Source organism: Methylobacterium frigidaeris, assembly GCF_022179185.1.
Lineage (GTDB): Bacteria > Pseudomonadota > Alphaproteobacteria > Rhizobiales > Beijerinckiaceae > Methylobacterium > Methylobacterium frigidaeris.
This window is the reverse complement of the sequence record NZ_BPQJ01000004.1, coordinates 74,768-91,649: the sequence shown is the minus strand read 5'-3', so window position 1 is coordinate 91,649 and position 16,882 is coordinate 74,768. Positions and strand designations below refer to the sequence as shown.

Genomic DNA, 16,882 nt, shown 5'->3' with positions numbered 1-16,882 from the left:
TTAAAAAGGCCGAAAACCGCAGCATCCGATAACCCTGGCCATCGGGGTCACGAAGGCGGCCGACGCCGCACGGGGAATCAGGCAGAATGGACGCGGACGAGGTCAAACGGCGCGACAGGCTCGGCAGCATGATCGCGTTCGCGCGGCGCACCGTGCCCGACCTGCGCCGCAACGCCGAGACGGTCGAGCCGATCTCCCCCGAGGGCCCCCGGGGCCGGCTGCCAGCGTTGCTCAACCCGCTGCGCTGGACCCGCGTGCCGCTCCTGCCCGCCGCCGGCACCCAGAACCGGGTCCTGGGACGGCTGCTGCGCAACATCGGCCTCTTCGTGCTGCTGCCGACGGCGGTGGTCGGGATCTACCTGTTCGTCTTCGCCGCCGACCAGTACGTGGTCGAGGCCCGCTTCGCCGTCCGCGGCGAGGTCGAGCCGATGGGCAACGTCGCGCTCGGCGAGTTCTCCTCGCTGATCCAGAAGAACAACAGCCAGGACAGCTACATCGTCCAGGAATACATCCAGAGCCAGCCGATGCTGGAGAGCGCCCAGAAGGAGCTCGACGTCGTCCGGATGTTCACCCGCGACGAGGCCGATTTCTGGGCGCGCTACTCCGGCGACAAGCCGATCGAGCAGTTGCTGAAGTACTGGCGCAAGCACGTCCAGGTCCACATCGATCTCGTCTCGGGCGTGATCACCCTGACGGTGCAGGCCTTCACGCCCGACGACGCCCTGGCGATCAGCCGCCACGTCATGGCCCGCGCCGAGGCGCTGATCAACGCGATCTCGTCCCGCGCGCAGCAGGACATGCTCAAGCACAGCAAGGACGACTTGGCGGCGAGCGAGGAGCGGATGCGCAAGGCCCACCTCGCCCTGCGCGAGTTCCGCAACCGCTGGGGCATCATCGATCCGGCGAAGTCCGCCGAGGCCACGATGACCACCCTGCTCTCCTTGCGCAAGGACAAGATCAAGGCGGAGAACGACCTGCAGGTGCTGCGCGGCTCAGGCCTCGACGAGAAGTCGCGCTCGATCCAGACCATCGTGGCAAGCCTCAACGCCACCAACCAGCAGATCAAGCAGCTCGAGGATTCGCTGACCAGCGACGGGATGGCGGTCGGCGGACGGCACGTCTCGGACGCGATCCTGGAATACGAGGGGCTGATGGTCGAGCGCACCATCGCCGAGAAGCTGAACGATTCCGCCACCACGATGCTCGACCGCGCCCGGGTGGCGGCGAACCGCCAGCACGTCTACCTCGCGGTCTTCGTGCCGCCGAGCCGGCCCGAACTCTCCACCGTGCCGATGCGCGGGCACTCCCTGTTCGTCGCCTTCTTCGCCTTCCTGGTGGTCTGGGGCTGCAGCAGCCTGCTCATCGCCGGCGTCAAGGACCACAACATGTAATACCGCCGCACCTTCGAACGGACGCGTTCGACGGTGCCAGGCAAGCCCGAACGGGCGCCGGCGCTGATGCGCCGGTCGCCTTCGAATCGACACGTCGATGCGTAGGCGCGAAGGTATAAGACCTCGCCCGGGCCTTCGGTCCCGGCGCCGGTCGTGCGATGAAGCGGGTCGGGGCGCCGCAAGGAGCGCCCGCAACCGTCAAGGACGAGCAGCACCCCGATGTCCGATTTCACGGACCTGGTCGCCCGGGCCGTCTCCCCGGCGATGAGCCGCGAGGAGCGCGAGGCGGTCTACCAGGTGGTCAAGCAGGCCATGCGCCGGCTCCAGGAGCGCGAGAACCTGCAGGCCGACGATCCCCGCGCCCGGCTCCAGGAACACCTCGTCGAGGAGACGATCCGCGACGTCGAGGCGCTCGTGACCCGCTACCTCGCCCGCCAGACCATCCTGGAGGCGGAGCGCGCCAACGAGGCGGCCAACGCCGCCGCCGCGGCCGGCATCTAGCTCACGCCTCCTCGGTCAGGCGCTTGAGCGAGGTCTGGAGCGCGTCGCCGCCGAGCAGCAGCGCCCGCGACAGGTCCGCCAGGGTGACCCAGCCGGTGACGCGCCCGCCCGCATCCCGCACCGGCAGGCGCCGGACATGGTGGGCGGCCATCAGGTCGAGGGCGGTGCGCACCGGGTCGGTCTCCGCGCAGGACACGACCGGGCGCGACATCGCCTCGCTCACCCGGACGTGGCGCGGGTCGAGCCCCTGGGCGACGACCCGGTAGAGGATGTCCCGGTCGGTGATCACGCCGTCGAGGGCGTCCGCCGTGCCGACCGGCAGGGCGCCGACATCGAGCTCGCCCATGAGCACCGCGGCTTCCTGCACCGGGGCGTCGCCGGGGATGAACTCCACGTCCCTGCTCATCACGTCCGCGATCGTCACACTCATGCCGGTCCCCGCCGCGGGATGCGCCCGCTATCCTCAGGAACCCGCGAGCGCGGCCGGAGGTCCGTCCCGGCGCTGGAAAGTTCCCGGACGGCACCCAGGAAATTTTGGCGATGGAACGGGAGCTTGGGCGAGGGGCGGCGCGTTCAGCCCACAGTCAGGCTTCTCGCCTCCGGGATCGTCGAACGCCCCCATGAACATGGAACTCACGTCCAAGCCCGCCCCGGAAACCCCGGCGGCCCAGCCCGCGGCCCGGCACTCGCGCATCAGCGAGGGCCAGCCCTTCCCCCTGGGCGCCACCTGGGACGGCCTCGGCGTCAACTTCGCGCTGTTCTCCGCGCACGCCACCAAGGTCGAGCTGTGCCTGTTCGACGATACCGGCGAGACCGAGATCGAGCGGATCGAGCTGCCCGAATACACCGACGAGGTCTGGCACGGCTACCTGCCGGACGCCCGTCCCGGCACGATCTATGCCTACCGCGTCCACGGCCCCTACGAGCCGGAGGCCGGCCACCGCTTCAACCCGAACAAGCTGCTGCTCGATCCCTACGCCAAGGCGCTGGTCGGTTCCGTCACCTGGAACCCCGCGCTCTTCGGCTACGTGATGGAGAGCGGCGACGACACCACCTTCGACACCCGCGACAGCGCGCCCTTCACCCGCAAGTGCCGGGTGATCGACCCCGCCTTCACCTGGGGGCGCGACCAGAAGCCGAACGTGCCGTGGGACAAGACGGTCTTCTACGAGACCCACGTCAAGGGCTTCACCAAGCTGCACCCGGCGGTGCCGGAGCGCCTGCGCGGCACCTATGCGGGCCTCGGCACCCCTGAGGTGCTGGCCTATATCCGCAGCCTCGGCGTCACCTCGGTCGAACTGCTGCCGATCCACTCCTTCGTCAACGACAGCTATCTGCTCGAGAAGGACCTGGTGAATTACTGGGGGTACAACACCCTCTCGTTCTTCGCCCCCGCCCGCCGCTACGCCGCCGTGCCGGACTTCGCCTTCTCCGAGTTCAAGGAGATGGTGGCCCGGATGCACGGGGCCGGCCTCGAGGTGATCCTCGACGTGGTCTACAACCACACCGCCGAGGGCAACGAGAAGGGTCCGACCCTGTCGTTCAAGGGGATCGACAACGCCTCGTACTACCGGCTGCTGCCGGACCAGAAGCGCTACTACATCAACGACACCGGCACGGGGAACACCGTCAACCTCTCGCACCCGCGGGTGCTGCAGATGGTGACGGATTCTCTCCGCTACTGGGCGACCGAGATGCGGGTCGACGGGTTCCGCTTCGACCTCGCGACGATCCTCGGCCGCGAGCCCTACGGCTTCGACGAGGGCGGCGGCTTCCTCGATTCCTGCCGCCAGGACCCGGTGCTCTCCTCGGTCAAGCTGATCGCCGAGCCGTGGGATTGCGGCCCGGGCGGCTACCAGGTCGGCGGCTTCCCGCCCGGCTGGGCCGAGTGGAACGACCGGTTCCGCGACGAGGTCCGCGGCTACTGGAAAGGCGACGAGGGCCTGCTCCCGGCGCTCGCCTCCCGCCTCACCGGCTCGGCCGACAAGTTCAACAAGCGCGGCCGGCGTCCCTGGGCCTCGGTGAACTTCATCACCGCCCATGACGGCTTCACCCTCGCCGATACGGTCTCGTACAACGAGAAGCACAATGCGGCGAACGGCGAGGACAACCGGGACGGGCACTCTCACAATCTGTCCTACAATTACGGGGTCGAGGGGCCGACCGACGATCCCGAGATCCGCGCCGTGCGCCTGCGCCAGATGCGCAACCTGCTGGCGACGCTCCTCCTGTCGCGTGGCACCCCGATGCTGCTCGCCGGCGACGAGTTCGCCCGAACCCAGAAGGGCAACAACAACGCCTATTGCCAGGACAACGAGATCTCGTGGATCGACTGGGAGGCGATCGGTGAGGACGAGCGGGATCTCGCCGAGTTCACCCAGCGCCTGCTGATCCTGCGCAAGTCCCTGCCGATGCTGAGCCGCGGGCGCTTCCTCACCGGCGCCTACGATGCCGAGCTCGGCGTCAAGGACGTGAGCTGGCTCACGCCCGCCGGGACCGAGATGACCCCGGAGAACTGGAACGATGGCGGCGCCCGCTCGCTCGCCGTCGTCCTCGACGGCCGGGCGCAGTCGAGCGGCATCCACCGGCGCGGGGGCGAGGCGACCCTGATGCTCCTGTTCAACGCCTATCACGACGTGGTGGAGTTCACCCTGCCGGAGGTGGTCGGCGGCGATGCCTGGATGCGGGTGCTCGACACCAACCTGCCCGATACCCAGGACCTCGCCCGGTTCGCCGTGGGCGATACCTACGCGGTGACCGGCCGCTCGATGCTGTTGTTCGTGCTGCGCCCGACCGACGTGGACCATGCCAGCGAGACCTGGCGCTCCTACCAGCACGTGATCCAGGCCTTCGAGCGGGCGGAATCCGAGTGCGTGGCGTTCGGGTTGCCGCACGAGGGGTGACAACCGGGCGAGCCTGCCCACTTTGAGTTGGGCCCGAAATGCCTCACCCGTCCCCTGCGTCAGCGGGGACGGGCGTGTATGAGGGCCTGTCGAACAGGCGCGATGCCAGGAGGCGGCCGGACCGGCCGCGTCCTGTCTCGCGCGAGCGTGGAGTGGGGGCGGTGGCGAAGATCCTTCTCGTCGAGGACCATGAGGAAATCTGGGATTTCCTCTCCCGGCGGCTCAAGCGGCGGGGCTACGAGGTGGTGCTCGCCCATGACGGCGAGGAGGGCGTGATGAAGGCCCGCACCAGCCGGCCCGACATCATCCTGCTCGACATGAACCTGCCGGTTCTCGACGGCTGGTCGGCGGCGCGCGCGCTCAAGTCCGACGCCGAGACCGCCCGGATCCCGATCATCGCGCTCACCGCCCACGCCATGTCGGGCGACCGCGAGAAGGTGATCCAGGCCGGCTGCGACGACTACCACCCGAAGCCGGTCGACTTCTCGAAGCTCCTGACCCAGATCGGCGCCGCCCTCGGCACGCCGCCCGCGTCTTGAGATCCGGCGTGTGAGGCCGCAGCGCCGTCGGACGGATCCGTGCGGCGTCGCTGGCCAAGCCCGACAGGTGCCGGAGCCGGTGCGCTGAACGCCTTCGCTGCGTCGATGCGAAGGCGCAATAGTCCAATGAGAGGCCGATGATCGACGATCCCGTGACGGCGCGCCGCCTGCGCGACGCGATGCCGGTGTTCACGGCGCTGGCGACCTGCCTGCTGGTGCTGGCGATCGGCGCGATCCTGTCGCTCGGGCGCGACGTGCTGATGCCGATCACCCTGGCGGTGCTCCTCAGCTTCGTCCTCGCCCCGGCGGTGCGGGGTCTGCAGCGCCGGCGCCTGCCGCGCTCCCTCGCCGTGCTGGTCGTCGTGCTGGCGACCTTCGCGGGCATCGGCGGCTTGGGCCTCCTGATCGCCAACGAGGCGTCTCAACTCGCCTCGGACTTGCCGCGCTACACCGTGACGATGCGGGAGAAGATCGGCGCCCTGCGCGCCCAGGCCGGCGGCGGCGCCACCCTGGAGCGGCTGTTCCAGGCGGTGCAGGACCTGAGCCAGGACCTGCAGCCGCAGGAGGCGAAGGCGAAGGGCGGGGCGTCGTCCGACGCCGAGAAGCCGATGCTGGTCGAGGTGCGCGAGCCGAAGGCCGGCCTGGTCTCGACCCTCGGCAGCGTCGTGGCGCCGGTGCTGCACCCGCTCGCCACGGTCGGGCTGATCCTGCTCTTCACCCTGTTCTTCCTCGCCCAGCGCGAGGACCTGCGCAATCGCGCCATTCGCCTGGCCGGGTCCGGCGACCTGCGCGCCACCACGGCGGCGATGGACGACGCGGTCGCGCGGCTCTCGCGCTTCTTCCTCGCCCAGGCCGGGCTCAACCTCGCCTTCGGGGTGGTGATCGCGGTGGGCCTGTGGCTGATCGGCGTGCCGAGCCCGATCCTGTGGGGCGTGCTCGCGGCGATCCTGCGCTTCGTGCCCTATATCGGCGCGGTCATCGGCATGGCCTTCCCGCTCCTGCTCGCGGCGGCGGTCGATCCCGGCTGGTCGATGCTGATCGCCACGATCGTGCTGTTCGCCGTCGTCGAGCCGATCGCCGGGCACGTCGTCGAGCCGCTGCTCTACGGCCACTCGACCGGCCTGTCGCCCGTGGCGGTGATCCTGGCCGCGACTCTGTGGACCTTCCTGTGGGGGCCGGTCGGGCTGGTGCTCGCTACCCCGATCACCGTCTGCCTGGTGGTGCTCGGCCGCCACGTCGAGCGCCTCGCCTTCCTCGACGTGATGCTCGGCGACCGGCCGGCGCTCGCCCCGTCCGAGATCTTCTACCAGCGCATGCTGGCGGGCGACCCCCTCGAGGCGATCGACAAGGCGCGACAGGTGCTGAAGGAGCGGGCGCTCGCCACCTATTACGACGAGATCGCGCTCGGCGGCCTGCGGCTCGCCCAGAACGACCGCGCGAGCGGGGCGCTGGCGGCGGACCGCCAGCAGGCGGTCGGGCGGGCGATCGAGAGCGTGGTGACGACCCTCGGCACGCTGCCGGTCCGCAAGGGAGCGTCGGCGGTGCGCAGCGCCGAGATCGAGGCGGCGGTGGCCGCTCTCGGTCCGGACCGGGCCTCGACCGCCATCGTGCGTCGCCCGGAGGATTTAAGCCCGGCCTGGCGCGGGCCCGCCCCGGTCCTGGTGGTGGCGGCCCGCGGGCCGTTCGACGCCGCTGCCGCCGGCATGCTGGCCCAGGTGCTGGGGCATCACGGCTTGTCGGCCCGCACCACCAGCCAGGACGCCCTGAACAAGGGCGAGCGGCCGGAGACCGAGGGCGTTGCCCTGGTCTGCCTGTCCTACATCGAGCCGATCAGCACCTCCCACATCCGGCTCGCCGCCCGCCTCGCCCGCCGGGCGATCCCGGGCGTCCGGGTGATGGTGGCGATCTGGCGCGAGCGCGATCCGGCTGGCCGCGACCGCCTGCGCCGGGCGACCTCCGCCGACATCCTGGTCACCACGATCAGCGACGCCCTCGACGCCGCCCTGACGCTCTCGGGCGCCGGCGAGGCCCGGGAGACGCGGCGCAAGGCGGCCTGAGCGACGGTACGGACGGCTTCGCCGCAAGACGCGGCAGAGGCGAGGATGCGATCGGGAGGCCGCGCACGATCCCGGCCTCCCAGAGAACAACGCATAGATCTGTATCTCTCGCGCTTGTGAGAGCATAATCCGACGGGATTATCCCGTCGCTGTGGTGTCGCAGCGGCCGTGAGCAAGTCCAGCCTTTTAGGAGAAGCGCTTAAATCCAGTTGCGGCGATCTTTTTTCGGATCGGGATCGCCTCTCGCACGCCAATATCCACCGCGGCGACGATTGCAACCTTGCGTCGCCTGGCTTATCCAAGTCCCGAAGCGACGCCCGGTCGCGGTTGCCGCTGGTGGCATTGACCGTTGTGCAGGGGCGCCGGGAGTAGGATCCCATGCGGATGCGGGGTACGGTCAGCGGGCCACCGGAGCGACGATGAGTGTGAAGCGAACGCCGATCGAACTCGGATCCCGGCCGACCGTGGCGGACGTGCCCACCGATGTCTCGGACCAACACAGCGACATCTTCTTCGCCGCCGTCGAGATGACGCGGATGCCGATGATCGTCACCGATCCGCGCCAGCCGGACAACCCGATCATCTTCGCCAACCAGGCCTTCCGGGCGATGACCGGCTACGCGCCCGAGGAGCTGGTCGGCCGCAACTGCCGCTTCCTGCAAGGCCCCGAGACTGACAGCGAGACGGTGTCGGATGTGCGCCGCGCCATCGCGGAGCGCAAGGAGATCGCCACCGAGATCCTGAACTACCGCAAGAACGGCTCGACCTTCTGGAACGCGCTGTTCATCTCGCCGGTCTACGATCCGGCGGGCGAGCTCGTGTACTTCTTCGGCTCTCAGCTCGACGTGTCGCGCCGGCGCGACGCCGAGGAGGCCCTGCGCCAGTCACAGAAGATGGAGGCCCTGGGCCAGCTCACCGGCGGCATCGCCCACGACTTCAACAACCTGCTCCAGGTGGTGGTCGGCTACGTCGACATCCTGCAATTGGGCCTCGAGGATCCGGCCACCGACCCGCGCCGGATGGCGCGGGCGGTCGACAACATCCGCAACGCCGCCGAGCGCGCCACCACCCTGACCCAGCAGCTCCTGGCCTTCGCCCGCAAGCAGCGCCTCGACGGGCGGGCGGTGAACCTCAACAACCTGATCGAGGGCATGCGCGACCTCGTCGGCCGCACCCTCGGCGAGAGGATCACTGTCGAGGCGGAGCTGACCGAGGGTCTGTGGAACGCCCGCCTCGACCCGACCCAGACCGAGGTCGCGCTGCTCAACATCCTGATCAACGCCCGCGACGCGATGCCGGACGGCGGCACGGTGATGCTCCGGACCGAGAACCACGTCTTCGACGCGGACGAGCTGCCCTCCGGCCTGCCGAAGCCCGGGCGCTACGTCTCGGCCTCGGTGACCGACACCGGCAATGGGATGCCGCCGGAGATCCTGGCACGGGTGATGGAGCCGTTCTTCACCACCAAGGAGGAGGGGCGCGGCACGGGCCTCGGCCTCGCCATGGTGTACGGCTTCGCCAAGCAGTCCGGCGGCACCGTGGTGATCGAGTCGCGGGCCGGCCACGGCACCACCGTGCGGCTCTACTTCCCGATGAGCGACAGCGACGAGCGCCCGGCTCCGGGCCCGGGCCATCGCGGCGACCAGCGCGCCGGCACCGAGACGATCCTGGTCGTCGACGACCGCCGCGACGTCGCCGAGCTGGCCCGGGCGATCCTGCGCGATTTCGGCTACACCACCCTGCTCGCCACCGACGGTCGCCAGGCCCTCGAACTCCTCGACGGCGGCGACCGGGTCGACCTGCTGTTCTCCGACCTGATCATGCCCGGCGGCATGAACGGCGTGATGCTTGCCCGCGAGGCGCGCCGCCGCCAGCCCCGCCTCAAGGTGCTGCTCACCACCGGCTACGCCGAGGCTTCGCTGGAGCGCACCGATGCCGGTGGCAGCGAGTTCGAGATCATCAACAAGCCGTACCGGCGGATGGAGCTGGCGCGGCGGGTGCGGGCGGTGCTCGACGGGCCGACCGGGGTGACGTGAGGCGCGACATCACGGCGCCGACGGGAGTGAGGAGGGAGCCATGCCGAATCGCCCGACGCGCCGCGTGATGCTCGGCACCCTCGCGGCCGGCCTTCTGGCGCCCCGCCCGGCGCAGGCGACCTGCCTCCTGACCCCGCAGGCGGTGGAGGGGCCGTTCTACCTCGATCCCCGCCTGCTGCGATCGGACATCCGGGAGGATCGGGACGGTACGCCTCTCAGGGTGAGGCTGCAGGTCGTGACGTTGCGCGACTGCGTTACCCTGCCGGCGGCCCGCGTCGATCTCTGGCATGCGGACGCGCAAGGGCGCTACTCGGGCTATCCCGACCAGGGTGATCGCGGCGCGTCCACCGTTGGACGCACCTTCCTGCGCGGCACGCAGGTCGCCGACGAGGCCGGCCGCGTGGCCTTCCGGACGATCTATCCGGGCTGGTATCCGGGCCGCACGCCCCACCTGCACGTGAAGGTGATCCTGGGCAGCCGGACGGCACTCACGGGCCAGATCTACTTCCCGGACGCGGTGAGCGAGGCGGTGTACGGAGGTCCCGCCTATCTGGGCCGATCCCGGCGCGGCCGGATCGGCAATGCCCGCGACGTCCTCCTGCGCCAGGACGATCCCGAGGGTCGCGGCGTCGCGGACATCCGCCCGGAGGGCGGGGGCTACGAGGCGGCGCTGACGCTGGTGGTCAGGGGAGCGTGACGGGTTCCCCGCGGCCGTGACCTGGCCGCAGGGAAGGAGGCCCGAAGGGCGGCCGGGCTCCCGGCCGCCCTTCGGCGTCTCATACCTTCGCGCCTTCGCATCGACGCGTCGATGCGAAGGCGACCGGCGCATCGGCGCCGGCGCCCATTCGGGCTTGCCTTGCACCTTCGAACGCGTCCGTTCGAAGGTGCGGCGGTATCACACGGCCATCGCGGCCTTCAGGTTCTCGTCGATCTTGTCGAGGAAGCCGGTGGTCGAGAGCCACTTCTGGTCGGGGCCGACCAGGAGCGCGAGGTCCTTGGTCATGAACCCGGCCTCGACGGTGTCGACGCAGACCTTCTCCAGGGTCTCGGCGAACTTCCCGAGATCGGCATTGGAGTCGAGCTTGGCGCGGTGCGACAGGCCGCGGGTCCAGGCGAAGATCGACGCGATCGAGTTGGTCGAGGTCTCCTTGCCCTTCTGGTGCTCGCGGTAGTGGCGGGTCACCGTGCCGTGGGCGGCCTCGGCCTCGACGGTCTGGCCGTCGGGGGTGAGCAGTACCGAGGTCATCAGGCCGAGCGAGCCGAAGCCCTGCGCCACGGTGTCGGACTGCACGTCGCCGTCGTAGTTCTTGCACGCCCAGACGTAGCCGCCGGACCACTTCAGGGCCGAGGCGACCATGTCGTCGATCAGGCGGTGCTCGTAGGTGATGCCGGCCGACTGGAACCGCGACTTGAACTCGGCCTCGTACACCTCCTCGAAGATGTCCTTGAACCGGCCGTCATAGGCCTTGAGGATGGTGTTCTTGGTCGAGAGATAGACCGGGAACTTGCGGGCGAGGCCGTAATTCATCGATGCGCGGGCGAAGTCGCGGATCGACTCGTCGAGGTTGTACATCGACAGGGCGACGCCGGCGCCCGGGAACTTGAACACCTCGCGCTCGATGACGGTGCCGTCCTCGCCCTCGAACTTGACGGTGAGGCGGCCCTTGCCCGGCACCTTGAAGTCGGTGGCGCGGTACTGGTCGCCGTAGGCGTGGCGGCCGACGACGATCGGCTGGGTCCAACCTGGCACCAGGCGCGGCACGTTGCGGCAGATGATCGGCTCGCGGAAGATCACGCCGCCGAGGATGTTGCGGATCGTGCCGTTCGGCGACTTCCACATCTCCTTGAGGTTGAACTCCTTCACCCGGGCCTCGTCCGGGGTGATGGTGGCGCACTTCACGCCGACGCCGTGCTTCTTGATCGCCTCGGCGGCCTCGATCGTCACCTTGTCGTTGGTGGCGTCGCGATGCTCGACCCCGAGGTCGTAGTACTCGAGCGGCACGTCGAGGTAGGGGTGGATCAGCTTGTCCTTGATGGACTGCCAGATGATCCGGGTCATCTCGTCGCCGTCGAGCTCGACGACGGGGTTCGCCACCTTGATCTTCGCCATGTCTGATCCAGCCTTCCGTGATCCCGGGGGCCGCCCTCATGCCCGCTCGAGGCGCGCGGCCGGCCGTGGCGCGGTCATAGCGCGCTGCACAAACAGGGGGAAGCGTCGGAGCGGAATGGCGTCCGCCCGCCGCGACGAAAAAAGCCCCGGCGCGGGGGCACCGGGGCTGCAAGGAGGTCCGTGGAGAGAACGCCGACCGTGGCCGGTGGGTTCCCGGACCGATGCGAGACCCCTTCGCGATCCGTGTGCGAGGCCTTATGTGCCGGCGATCCGTCCCGTCCGACAACGCCCCATGACCGATCCTTCGCCGAATCGTCCCGCCATCATCCTGGTCGAGCCCCAGCTCGCCGAGAATATCGGCATGACCGCCCGCGCGATGGGGAATTTCGGGCTCGACGCGCTTCGCATCGTCAACCCGAAGGGCGGCTGGCCGATGAAGGGCGTGCGCGAGACCGCCTCGAACGCCACGCACATCCTCGACGGGGCGACGATCTTTTCCTCGGTTGCCGAGGCTTTGGCCGACCTGCACTACGTGCTCGCCACCACGGCGCGGGAGCGCGGGCAGATGAAGCGGGTCTTCGGGCCCGACGATGGGCTCGCCGAGGCGGCCGGGCGGCTCGCGGCGGGCGAGCGGGTCGGCATCCTGTTCGGGCGCGAGCGGGTCGGGCTGTCGAACGACGAGGTCTCGCTCGCCGATGCCATCGTCACCTTCCCGGTCGATCCGGAGCATGCCTCGCTCAACCTCGCTCAGAGCGTGCTCCTCGTCGCCTACGAGTGGCGGCGGGCGGCGGGCCGGGCGGTGCTGCCCTTCTCGGGAGGGATGCGCTCGGGTCCGGCGCCGCGGGAGGCCGTGATCGCGCTGTTCGAGAGCCTGGAGGCCGAGCTCGATGCCGCCGGCTACTACCCGCCGGCGAAGCGCGACGGGATGATCCGCAACATGCGCGACATGTTTCACCGCATGGCGATGACCGAGCAGGACGTGCGCAGCTTCCGGGGGGCGCTGCGGGCGCTGGCGCGGCGCTCCCCGGAAGAGTGAACCCTACAGCTTCGCGCAACGCTAAAGCTTCACCACCAGCTTGCCGAAGTTGCGGCCCTTGAGCAGGCCGATGAACGCCTCGGGCGCGCTCTCCAGCCCCTCGACGACGTCCTCGCGGTAGTGCACGCGGCCCTCGCGCAGCCACTGCCCGACATCGGAGAGGAAGGCCTGCTCCTGGTCGGCGAAGTCCCAGACGATGAAGCCGCGGAAGGTCAGGCGCTTGCTGAGCACCGCGCGCATCACCGCCGGCACCCGGTCGGGCCCGGGGGGCAATTCGGTCATGTTGTAGTTGGCGACGAGGCCGCAGACCGGGATACGGGCGAAGTCGTTGAGGAGCGGCAGCACCGCATCGAACACCGCGCCGCCGACATTCTCGAAATAGACGTCGATGCCGTCCGGGCAGGCTGCCGCCAGCGCGCCGGGCAGGTCGCCGGAGCGGTGGTCGACCGCCGCGTCGAAGCCGAGCTCTTCGGTGAGATGGCGGCACTTGTCGGCCCCGCCGGCGATGCCGACCGTCCGGGCCCCCTTGAGCTTGGCGATCTGGCCGACCAGCGAGCCCACCGGGCCGGTGGCGGCGGCCACGACCACGGTCTCGCCGGCTTTCGGCGCCCCGATGGTGAGGAGGCCCGTATAGGCGGTCATGCCCGGCATGCCGAGGATGCCGAGCGCCGTGGTGACGGGAGCCGACGCGGGATCGAGCTTGCGCAGGCCCTGGCCGTTCGACACCGAAAAGTCCTGCCAGCCGCCATAGGCCAGGACCGTGTCGCCGACGGAGAAGCCGGGATGATGCGAGGCCACCACCTCCGCCACCGTGGCGCCGACCATCACCTCGTTGATCTCGACCGGCTTGGCGTAGGACTTCGCCGCGCTCATCCGGCCGCGCATGTAGGGGTCGAGGGAGAGGTAGCGGTTGCGCAGCAGCACCTCACCCTCGCGCGCCACCGGCACGGTCCCGCGCTCGAGGCGGAAATGGGCCGGCGTCGGCTCGCCGTGCGGCCGGGACGCCAGGACGATGCGGCGGTTCACGTCGGACATGCGGGACCTCCCTTCAGGGGCTCTCGGGCTGGCGCGGGCCTCTCGGCCACGCTCGTGCCCGATCCGTCGCACTTGGGACGGTCGGCCCCGCGCGTCAACGCCGCGCTGGCCGGAGATTGTCAGAGCCTTACCTTCGAGAGACGCGCCGACCCGTCCGGCGCCCCGCGAAAGGGTTCGGCATGCCTGCGTCCCCGCTCCTCCCCTCGCTCCTCGCCGGCGCGCTCCTGCTCGCGGCGGTCCTGCCGGCCGCGTCCGCCGGGTCCGACCTCGACCGTTACCGCTGGAAGTCCCGGGTGCTGGTGATCGCGGCCGCCGCCGACGATCCCCGCGGCGGCGCGCAAGCGCGCATCGCCGAGGCGGCCGCACCGGGAATGCGCGAGCGCGACCTCGTGGTGGTGCGGGCGATCGGGGAGGGGAGGGAGGCCGCTGCGCTACGCCGCCGCCTCGGTCTGCCGGCGACCGGTTTCCGGGCGGTGCTGGTCGGCAAGGACGGTGGGGCGAAGCTCACCGCCGAGGAGCCGATTCCGGCCGAGCGGCTCTTCGCCACCATCGACGCGATGCCGATGCGGCGGGAGGAGGCGGCGGGACGGCGCAACTGACGGGCCTTTGGAACCGACGAATCTGCCACGAAAAAGGGCCGCCCGTCGCGGGCAGCCCTCTTCCGATCGGAGCCGGTCCGCCGCTCAGTAGCAGCGGGTCACGAGGACGCGGCGATAGCCGTAGGGCGTCCAGCGCACGCGGGGCACCTCGTAGCAGCCGCCGCCATAGCCGTAATCGTAGCCGCCGTAATAGCCGACCGGGGCGTAGCCGCCATAGCCGTACCCGCCGTAATACGGATAGGCCGTGGCCGCCGCCAGGCCGAGACCGACGCCGAGTCCCAGGCCTGCCGCGCCCCAACCGAAGCCGCGGCGGTAGCCGTAGCCGCCATAGCCTCCGCGCCAGCCGCCGTAGCCCCCGCGCCAGCCACCGAAGCCGCCCCGGTACCCACCGAAGCCGACGCCGCGGTAGCCGCCGAAGCCCCGGCCGAATCCGCCGCCGCCGAACCCGCCCCGGAATCCACCTCCGTGGAAGCCGCCACCATGGAATCCGCCGCCGCCGAAGCCGCGCGCCTCGGCGGTGGCCGGCACAACGAGCAGGGCGCCCGCGAGGGCCGCCGACGCCGCCAACATGCCTTTCATGACCCGATTCTCCTGATCGCGAGAGAAGCGCAAAACCCCCAGGCCGTCAGAACGCCGAAGCTCGCTCTTCGGTTCGTGCTGCAAAACGTCACGATCGCACTATACCGGTATCCCGAAAAATCGCATGGGCGAAGAACGGACACGGGCGAAGAACGGAGAGGCACATGGTGGGGATGGCGGGACGGATCGGGGCGTTGCTGCTCGGGGCGGGCCTCTCTTGGCTCGCGGCCGGCCCTGCCCCTGCGGCGCCCTCCGCTTCCCCTGCGTCCGCCGCACCCGCCTCTGCGGCCTCCTGCCGGCCGCAGAGCCACGAGGGCCAGGCCTACGCCGTCTGCACCGTCGACCTGCGGCGCGCCCGGGTGAAGCTTTTTTGGCGCGGGCCCGACGGCCTGCCCTACGGCTCGCTCTCGCGGCTCGCCGGCCAGCAGGGGGCGAACCTCGCCTTCGCGATGAATGCCGGCATGTACGATACCGGCCTCAGCCCCGTGGGCCTCTACGTCGAGGACGGGCGCGAGCTGAAGGCCGCCAACACGGCGAACGGCCCGGGCAACTTCCACCTGAAGCCGAACGGGGTGTTCTACGTCGCGGGCGACCGGGCCGGCGTGCTCGAGACCGGCCGCTACCTGAAGGCGCATCCCCGGGCCGAGTTCGCGACCCAGTCCGGCCCGATGCTGGTGATCAACAACCGCATCCATCCCAAGATCTCCGAGGACGGGCCATCGCAAAAAATCCGCAACGGCGTCGGCGTGCGGCCGGACGGGCACACGGCGGTGTTCGCGATCTCGGAGGCGCCGGTGAGCTTCGGGGCCTTCGCCCGGCTGTTCCGCGACGCGCTCGGCTGCCCCAACGCGCTCTTCCTCGACGGCAGCGTGTCGAGCCTCTACGCCCCGTCGCTGGGCCGGCAGGACCTGAGCCGGCCGCTCGGGCCGCTGGTCGGGGCGGTGACCAAGTGAGCCGGACGAAATGACAGGCGGTTCCGTTGATCCCAAAAATGCTCTACGGGGGACCACGATGAACCGCACCGCGCTCTATGCCGGCTCCTTCGATCCGGTGACCAACGGCCATCTCGACGTGGTGCGCCAGGCCTGCCGCCTGGTCGGCCGCCTCGTCGTGGCGATCGGCGTGCATCCGGGCAAGACGCCGCTCTTCACCGCCGAGGAGCGGGCGGAGCTGATCCGGGACACCTGCGGGCCTCTCGCCGCCGAGACCGGGACGGAGCTTGAGGTGGTCAGCTTCGCCGACCTCGCGGTGGCGGCGGCGCGCCGGCACGGCGCCAGCCTGTTCATCCGCGGTTTGCGCGACGGCACCGATCTCGACTACGAGATGCAGCTCGCCGGCATGAACGGCGCCATGGCGCCGGAGGTGCAGACCGTGTTCCTGCCGGCCTCGACCGGCGTGCGGCCCATCACCGCCACCCTGGTCCGCCAGATCGCCGCCATGGGCGGCGACGTGCGGCCCTTCGTGCCCGCGGCGGTGGCCGACCGCCTCGCGGCCCGCTTCGCCCCGTCCGCCTGACGCGGGCGTTCTTCCCATTCAGGAGACATCCGATGATCCGTTGGCTCGCAGCCCTGGCGCTGTCCGTCGCCGCGTTCGGCTTCGCCGCTCCGGCGAGCGCCGCGCCCGACCAGAACACCGTCTACCTCGACACCAAGGACGGCCGCATCACCATCCAGCTGCGCCCCGACCTCGCGCCCAAGCACGTCCAGCAGATCAAGACGCTGACGAAGCGCGGCTTCTACAACGGCATCGTCTTCCACCGCGTGATCGACGGCTTCATGGCCCAGACCGGCGATCCCACCGGCACCGGCATGGGCAAGTCCGACCTGCCGAACATCCCGGCGGAGTTCTCGAAGGTCCCGTTCAAGCGCGGCACCGTCGGCATGGCCCGCTCGCAGGACCCGAACTCGGCCAATTCCCAATTCTTCATCTGCTTCGGCGACGCCTCGTTCCTCAACAACCAGTACACGGTGGTGGGCGAGGTGACCTCGGGCATGGACGTCGTCGACAAGATCAAGAAGGGTTCCTCGGCCCAGAACGGCACCGTGCAGAACCCGGACAAGATCGTCCGGATGAGCCTGGCGCAGGACGGCCAGTAA

General features: G+C 70.0%; 16 protein-coding genes. 12 read left to right on the top strand and 4 right to left on the bottom strand.

The features are described 5' to 3' along the window. Nucleotides 1-86 precede the first annotated feature (86 nt). Nucleotides 87-1,391, top strand: a complete 1,305-nt coding sequence (locus MFF64_RS05550) for a KpsE/RkpR family capsule polysaccharide export protein (RefSeq protein ID WP_238189994.1) — start codon at nt 87-89, stop codon at nt 1,389-1,391. A gap of 219 nt (nt 1,392-1,610) precedes the next feature. After that, a complete protein-coding gene (locus tag MFF64_RS05545; protein WP_099898852.1) occupies nt 1,611-1,892 on the top strand; it encodes a hypothetical protein in 282 nt (93 codons plus the stop codon). Between the two features lies 1 nt (nt 1,893). On the opposite strand, the gene MFF64_RS05540 is transcribed toward MFF64_RS05545, so the two are convergent. Beyond that, nucleotides 1,894-2,298 carry a CBS domain-containing protein gene (locus MFF64_RS05540; RefSeq protein WP_099898862.1) on the bottom strand — a complete coding sequence of 135 codons (405 nt, stop codon included), beginning with the start codon at nt 2,296-2,298 and terminating at the stop codon, nt 1,894-1,896. Between the two features lie 220 nt (nt 2,299-2,518). Here MFF64_RS05540 and glgX point away from each other — a divergent pair, with 220 nt between their 5' ends. The 5 genes from glgX (at nt 2,519) to MFF64_RS05515 (ending at nt 10,124) form a co-directional block, all read left to right on the top strand. Beyond that, nucleotides 2,519-4,795 (top strand): glycogen debranching protein GlgX, encoded by a 2,277-nt coding sequence (gene glgX / locus MFF64_RS05535; RefSeq protein ID WP_099898864.1) that lies wholly within the window; start codon nt 2,519-2,521, stop codon nt 4,793-4,795. A 161-nt stretch (nt 4,796-4,956) separates the two neighbouring features. After that, the gene (locus MFF64_RS05530) at nt 4,957-5,334 is read left to right on the top strand and encodes a response regulator (RefSeq protein WP_099898866.1); all 378 of its coding nucleotides are present in this window, start codon (nt 4,957-4,959) and stop codon (nt 5,332-5,334) included. Between the two features lie 137 nt (nt 5,335-5,471). After that, complete coding sequence (locus tag MFF64_RS05525) at nt 5,472-7,391, top strand: AI-2E family transporter (RefSeq protein ID WP_099898854.1); 1,920 nt, start codon at nt 5,472-5,474, stop codon at nt 7,389-7,391. Nucleotides 7,392-7,810: 419 nt separating this feature from the next. Beyond that, complete coding sequence (locus MFF64_RS05520; RefSeq protein WP_099898856.1) at nt 7,811-9,427, top strand: hybrid sensor histidine kinase/response regulator; 1,617 nt, start codon at nt 7,811-7,813, stop codon at nt 9,425-9,427. A 40-nt stretch (nt 9,428-9,467) separates the two neighbouring features. Continuing rightward, nucleotides 9,468-10,124 carry an intradiol ring-cleavage dioxygenase gene (locus MFF64_RS05515; protein WP_238189992.1) on the top strand — a complete coding sequence of 219 codons (657 nt, stop codon included), beginning with the start codon at nt 9,468-9,470 and terminating at the stop codon, nt 10,122-10,124. Nucleotides 10,125-10,322: 198 nt separating this feature from the next. Here the strand turns inward: MFF64_RS05515 and MFF64_RS05510 are convergent, their stop codons facing one another. After that, on the bottom strand, nt 10,323-11,537 hold the full coding sequence (locus tag MFF64_RS05510; RefSeq protein ID WP_099898860.1) for an NADP-dependent isocitrate dehydrogenase: 1,215 nt from the start codon (nt 11,535-11,537) through the stop codon (nt 10,323-10,325). A 292-nt stretch (nt 11,538-11,829) separates the two neighbouring features. On the opposite strand from MFF64_RS05510, the gene MFF64_RS05505 reads away from it, so the two are divergent. Further along, nucleotides 11,830-12,573 carry an RNA methyltransferase gene (locus MFF64_RS05505; protein ID WP_238189990.1) on the top strand — a complete coding sequence of 248 codons (744 nt, stop codon included), beginning with the start codon at nt 11,830-11,832 and terminating at the stop codon, nt 12,571-12,573. A gap of 21 nt (nt 12,574-12,594) precedes the next feature. Here MFF64_RS05505 and curA read toward each other — a convergent pair whose 3' ends face one another. Next, complete coding sequence (gene curA / locus MFF64_RS05500) at nt 12,595-13,608, bottom strand: NADPH-dependent curcumin/dihydrocurcumin reductase (RefSeq protein ID WP_099905503.1); 1,014 nt, start codon at nt 13,606-13,608, stop codon at nt 12,595-12,597. A 179-nt stretch (nt 13,609-13,787) separates the two neighbouring features. Between curA and MFF64_RS05495 the strand changes: the two genes are divergently transcribed. Then, nucleotides 13,788-14,207, top strand: coding sequence for a DUF4174 domain-containing protein (locus MFF64_RS05495; protein WP_099905505.1), 420 nt, complete (start codon nt 13,788-13,790; stop codon nt 14,205-14,207). Nucleotides 14,208-14,291: 84 nt separating this feature from the next. Here the strand turns inward: MFF64_RS05495 and MFF64_RS05490 are convergent, their stop codons facing one another. Further along, the gene (locus tag MFF64_RS05490) at nt 14,292-14,786 is read right to left on the bottom strand and encodes a hypothetical protein (RefSeq protein WP_099905507.1); all 495 of its coding nucleotides are present in this window, start codon (nt 14,784-14,786) and stop codon (nt 14,292-14,294) included. A gap of 173 nt (nt 14,787-14,959) precedes the next feature. Here MFF64_RS05490 and MFF64_RS05485 point away from each other — a divergent pair, with 173 nt between their 5' ends. From MFF64_RS05485 to MFF64_RS05475, 3 genes are read left to right on the top strand one after another with little or no spacing between them, the layout of a single operon-like run. Continuing rightward, nucleotides 14,960-15,739, top strand: a complete 780-nt coding sequence (locus MFF64_RS05485) for a phosphodiester glycosidase family protein (RefSeq protein WP_099905517.1) — start codon at nt 14,960-14,962, stop codon at nt 15,737-15,739. Between the two features lie 58 nt (nt 15,740-15,797). After that, nucleotides 15,798-16,301 carry a pantetheine-phosphate adenylyltransferase gene (gene coaD, locus MFF64_RS05480; RefSeq protein ID WP_099905509.1) on the top strand — a complete coding sequence of 168 codons (504 nt, stop codon included), beginning with the start codon at nt 15,798-15,800 and terminating at the stop codon, nt 16,299-16,301. Between the two features lie 32 nt (nt 16,302-16,333). Further along, the gene (locus MFF64_RS05475) at nt 16,334-16,882 is read left to right on the top strand and encodes a peptidylprolyl isomerase (RefSeq protein WP_099905511.1); all 549 of its coding nucleotides are present in this window, start codon (nt 16,334-16,336) and stop codon (nt 16,880-16,882) included.

What these genes read in the sequence shown, in the direction of transcription:
- MFF64_RS05550 (WP_238189994.1), top strand. Translation starts at nt 87, where the DNA reads ATGGACGCGGACGAGGTCAAACGGCGCGACAGGCTCGGCAGCATGATC.
- MFF64_RS05545 (WP_099898852.1), top strand. Translation starts at nt 1,611, where the DNA reads ATGTCCGATTTCACGGACCTGGTCGCCCGGGCCGTCTCCCCGGCGATG.
- MFF64_RS05540 (WP_099898862.1), bottom strand. Translation starts at nt 2,298, where the DNA reads ATGAGCAGGGACGTGGAGTTCATCCCCGGCGACGCCCCGGTGCAGGAA.
- glgX (WP_099898864.1), top strand. Translation starts at nt 2,519, where the DNA reads ATGGAACTCACGTCCAAGCCCGCCCCGGAAACCCCGGCGGCCCAGCCC.
- MFF64_RS05525 (WP_099898854.1), top strand. Translation starts at nt 5,472, where the DNA reads ATGATCGACGATCCCGTGACGGCGCGCCGCCTGCGCGACGCGATGCCG.
- MFF64_RS05520 (WP_099898856.1), top strand. Translation starts at nt 7,811, where the DNA reads ATGAGTGTGAAGCGAACGCCGATCGAACTCGGATCCCGGCCGACCGTG.
- MFF64_RS05515 (WP_238189992.1), top strand. Translation starts at nt 9,468, where the DNA reads ATGCCGAATCGCCCGACGCGCCGCGTGATGCTCGGCACCCTCGCGGCC.
- MFF64_RS05510 (WP_099898860.1), bottom strand. Translation starts at nt 11,537, where the DNA reads ATGGCGAAGATCAAGGTGGCGAACCCCGTCGTCGAGCTCGACGGCGAC.
- MFF64_RS05505 (WP_238189990.1), top strand. Translation starts at nt 11,830, where the DNA reads ATGACCGATCCTTCGCCGAATCGTCCCGCCATCATCCTGGTCGAGCCC.
- curA (WP_099905503.1), bottom strand. Translation starts at nt 13,608, where the DNA reads ATGTCCGACGTGAACCGCCGCATCGTCCTGGCGTCCCGGCCGCACGGC.
- MFF64_RS05495 (WP_099905505.1), top strand. Translation starts at nt 13,788, where the DNA reads ATGCCTGCGTCCCCGCTCCTCCCCTCGCTCCTCGCCGGCGCGCTCCTG.
- MFF64_RS05490 (WP_099905507.1), bottom strand. Translation starts at nt 14,786, where the DNA reads ATGAAAGGCATGTTGGCGGCGTCGGCGGCCCTCGCGGGCGCCCTGCTC.
- MFF64_RS05485 (WP_099905517.1), top strand. Translation starts at nt 14,960, where the DNA reads ATGGCGGGACGGATCGGGGCGTTGCTGCTCGGGGCGGGCCTCTCTTGG.
- coaD (WP_099905509.1), top strand. Translation starts at nt 15,798, where the DNA reads ATGAACCGCACCGCGCTCTATGCCGGCTCCTTCGATCCGGTGACCAAC.
- MFF64_RS05475 (WP_099905511.1), top strand. Translation starts at nt 16,334, where the DNA reads ATGATCCGTTGGCTCGCAGCCCTGGCGCTGTCCGTCGCCGCGTTCGGC.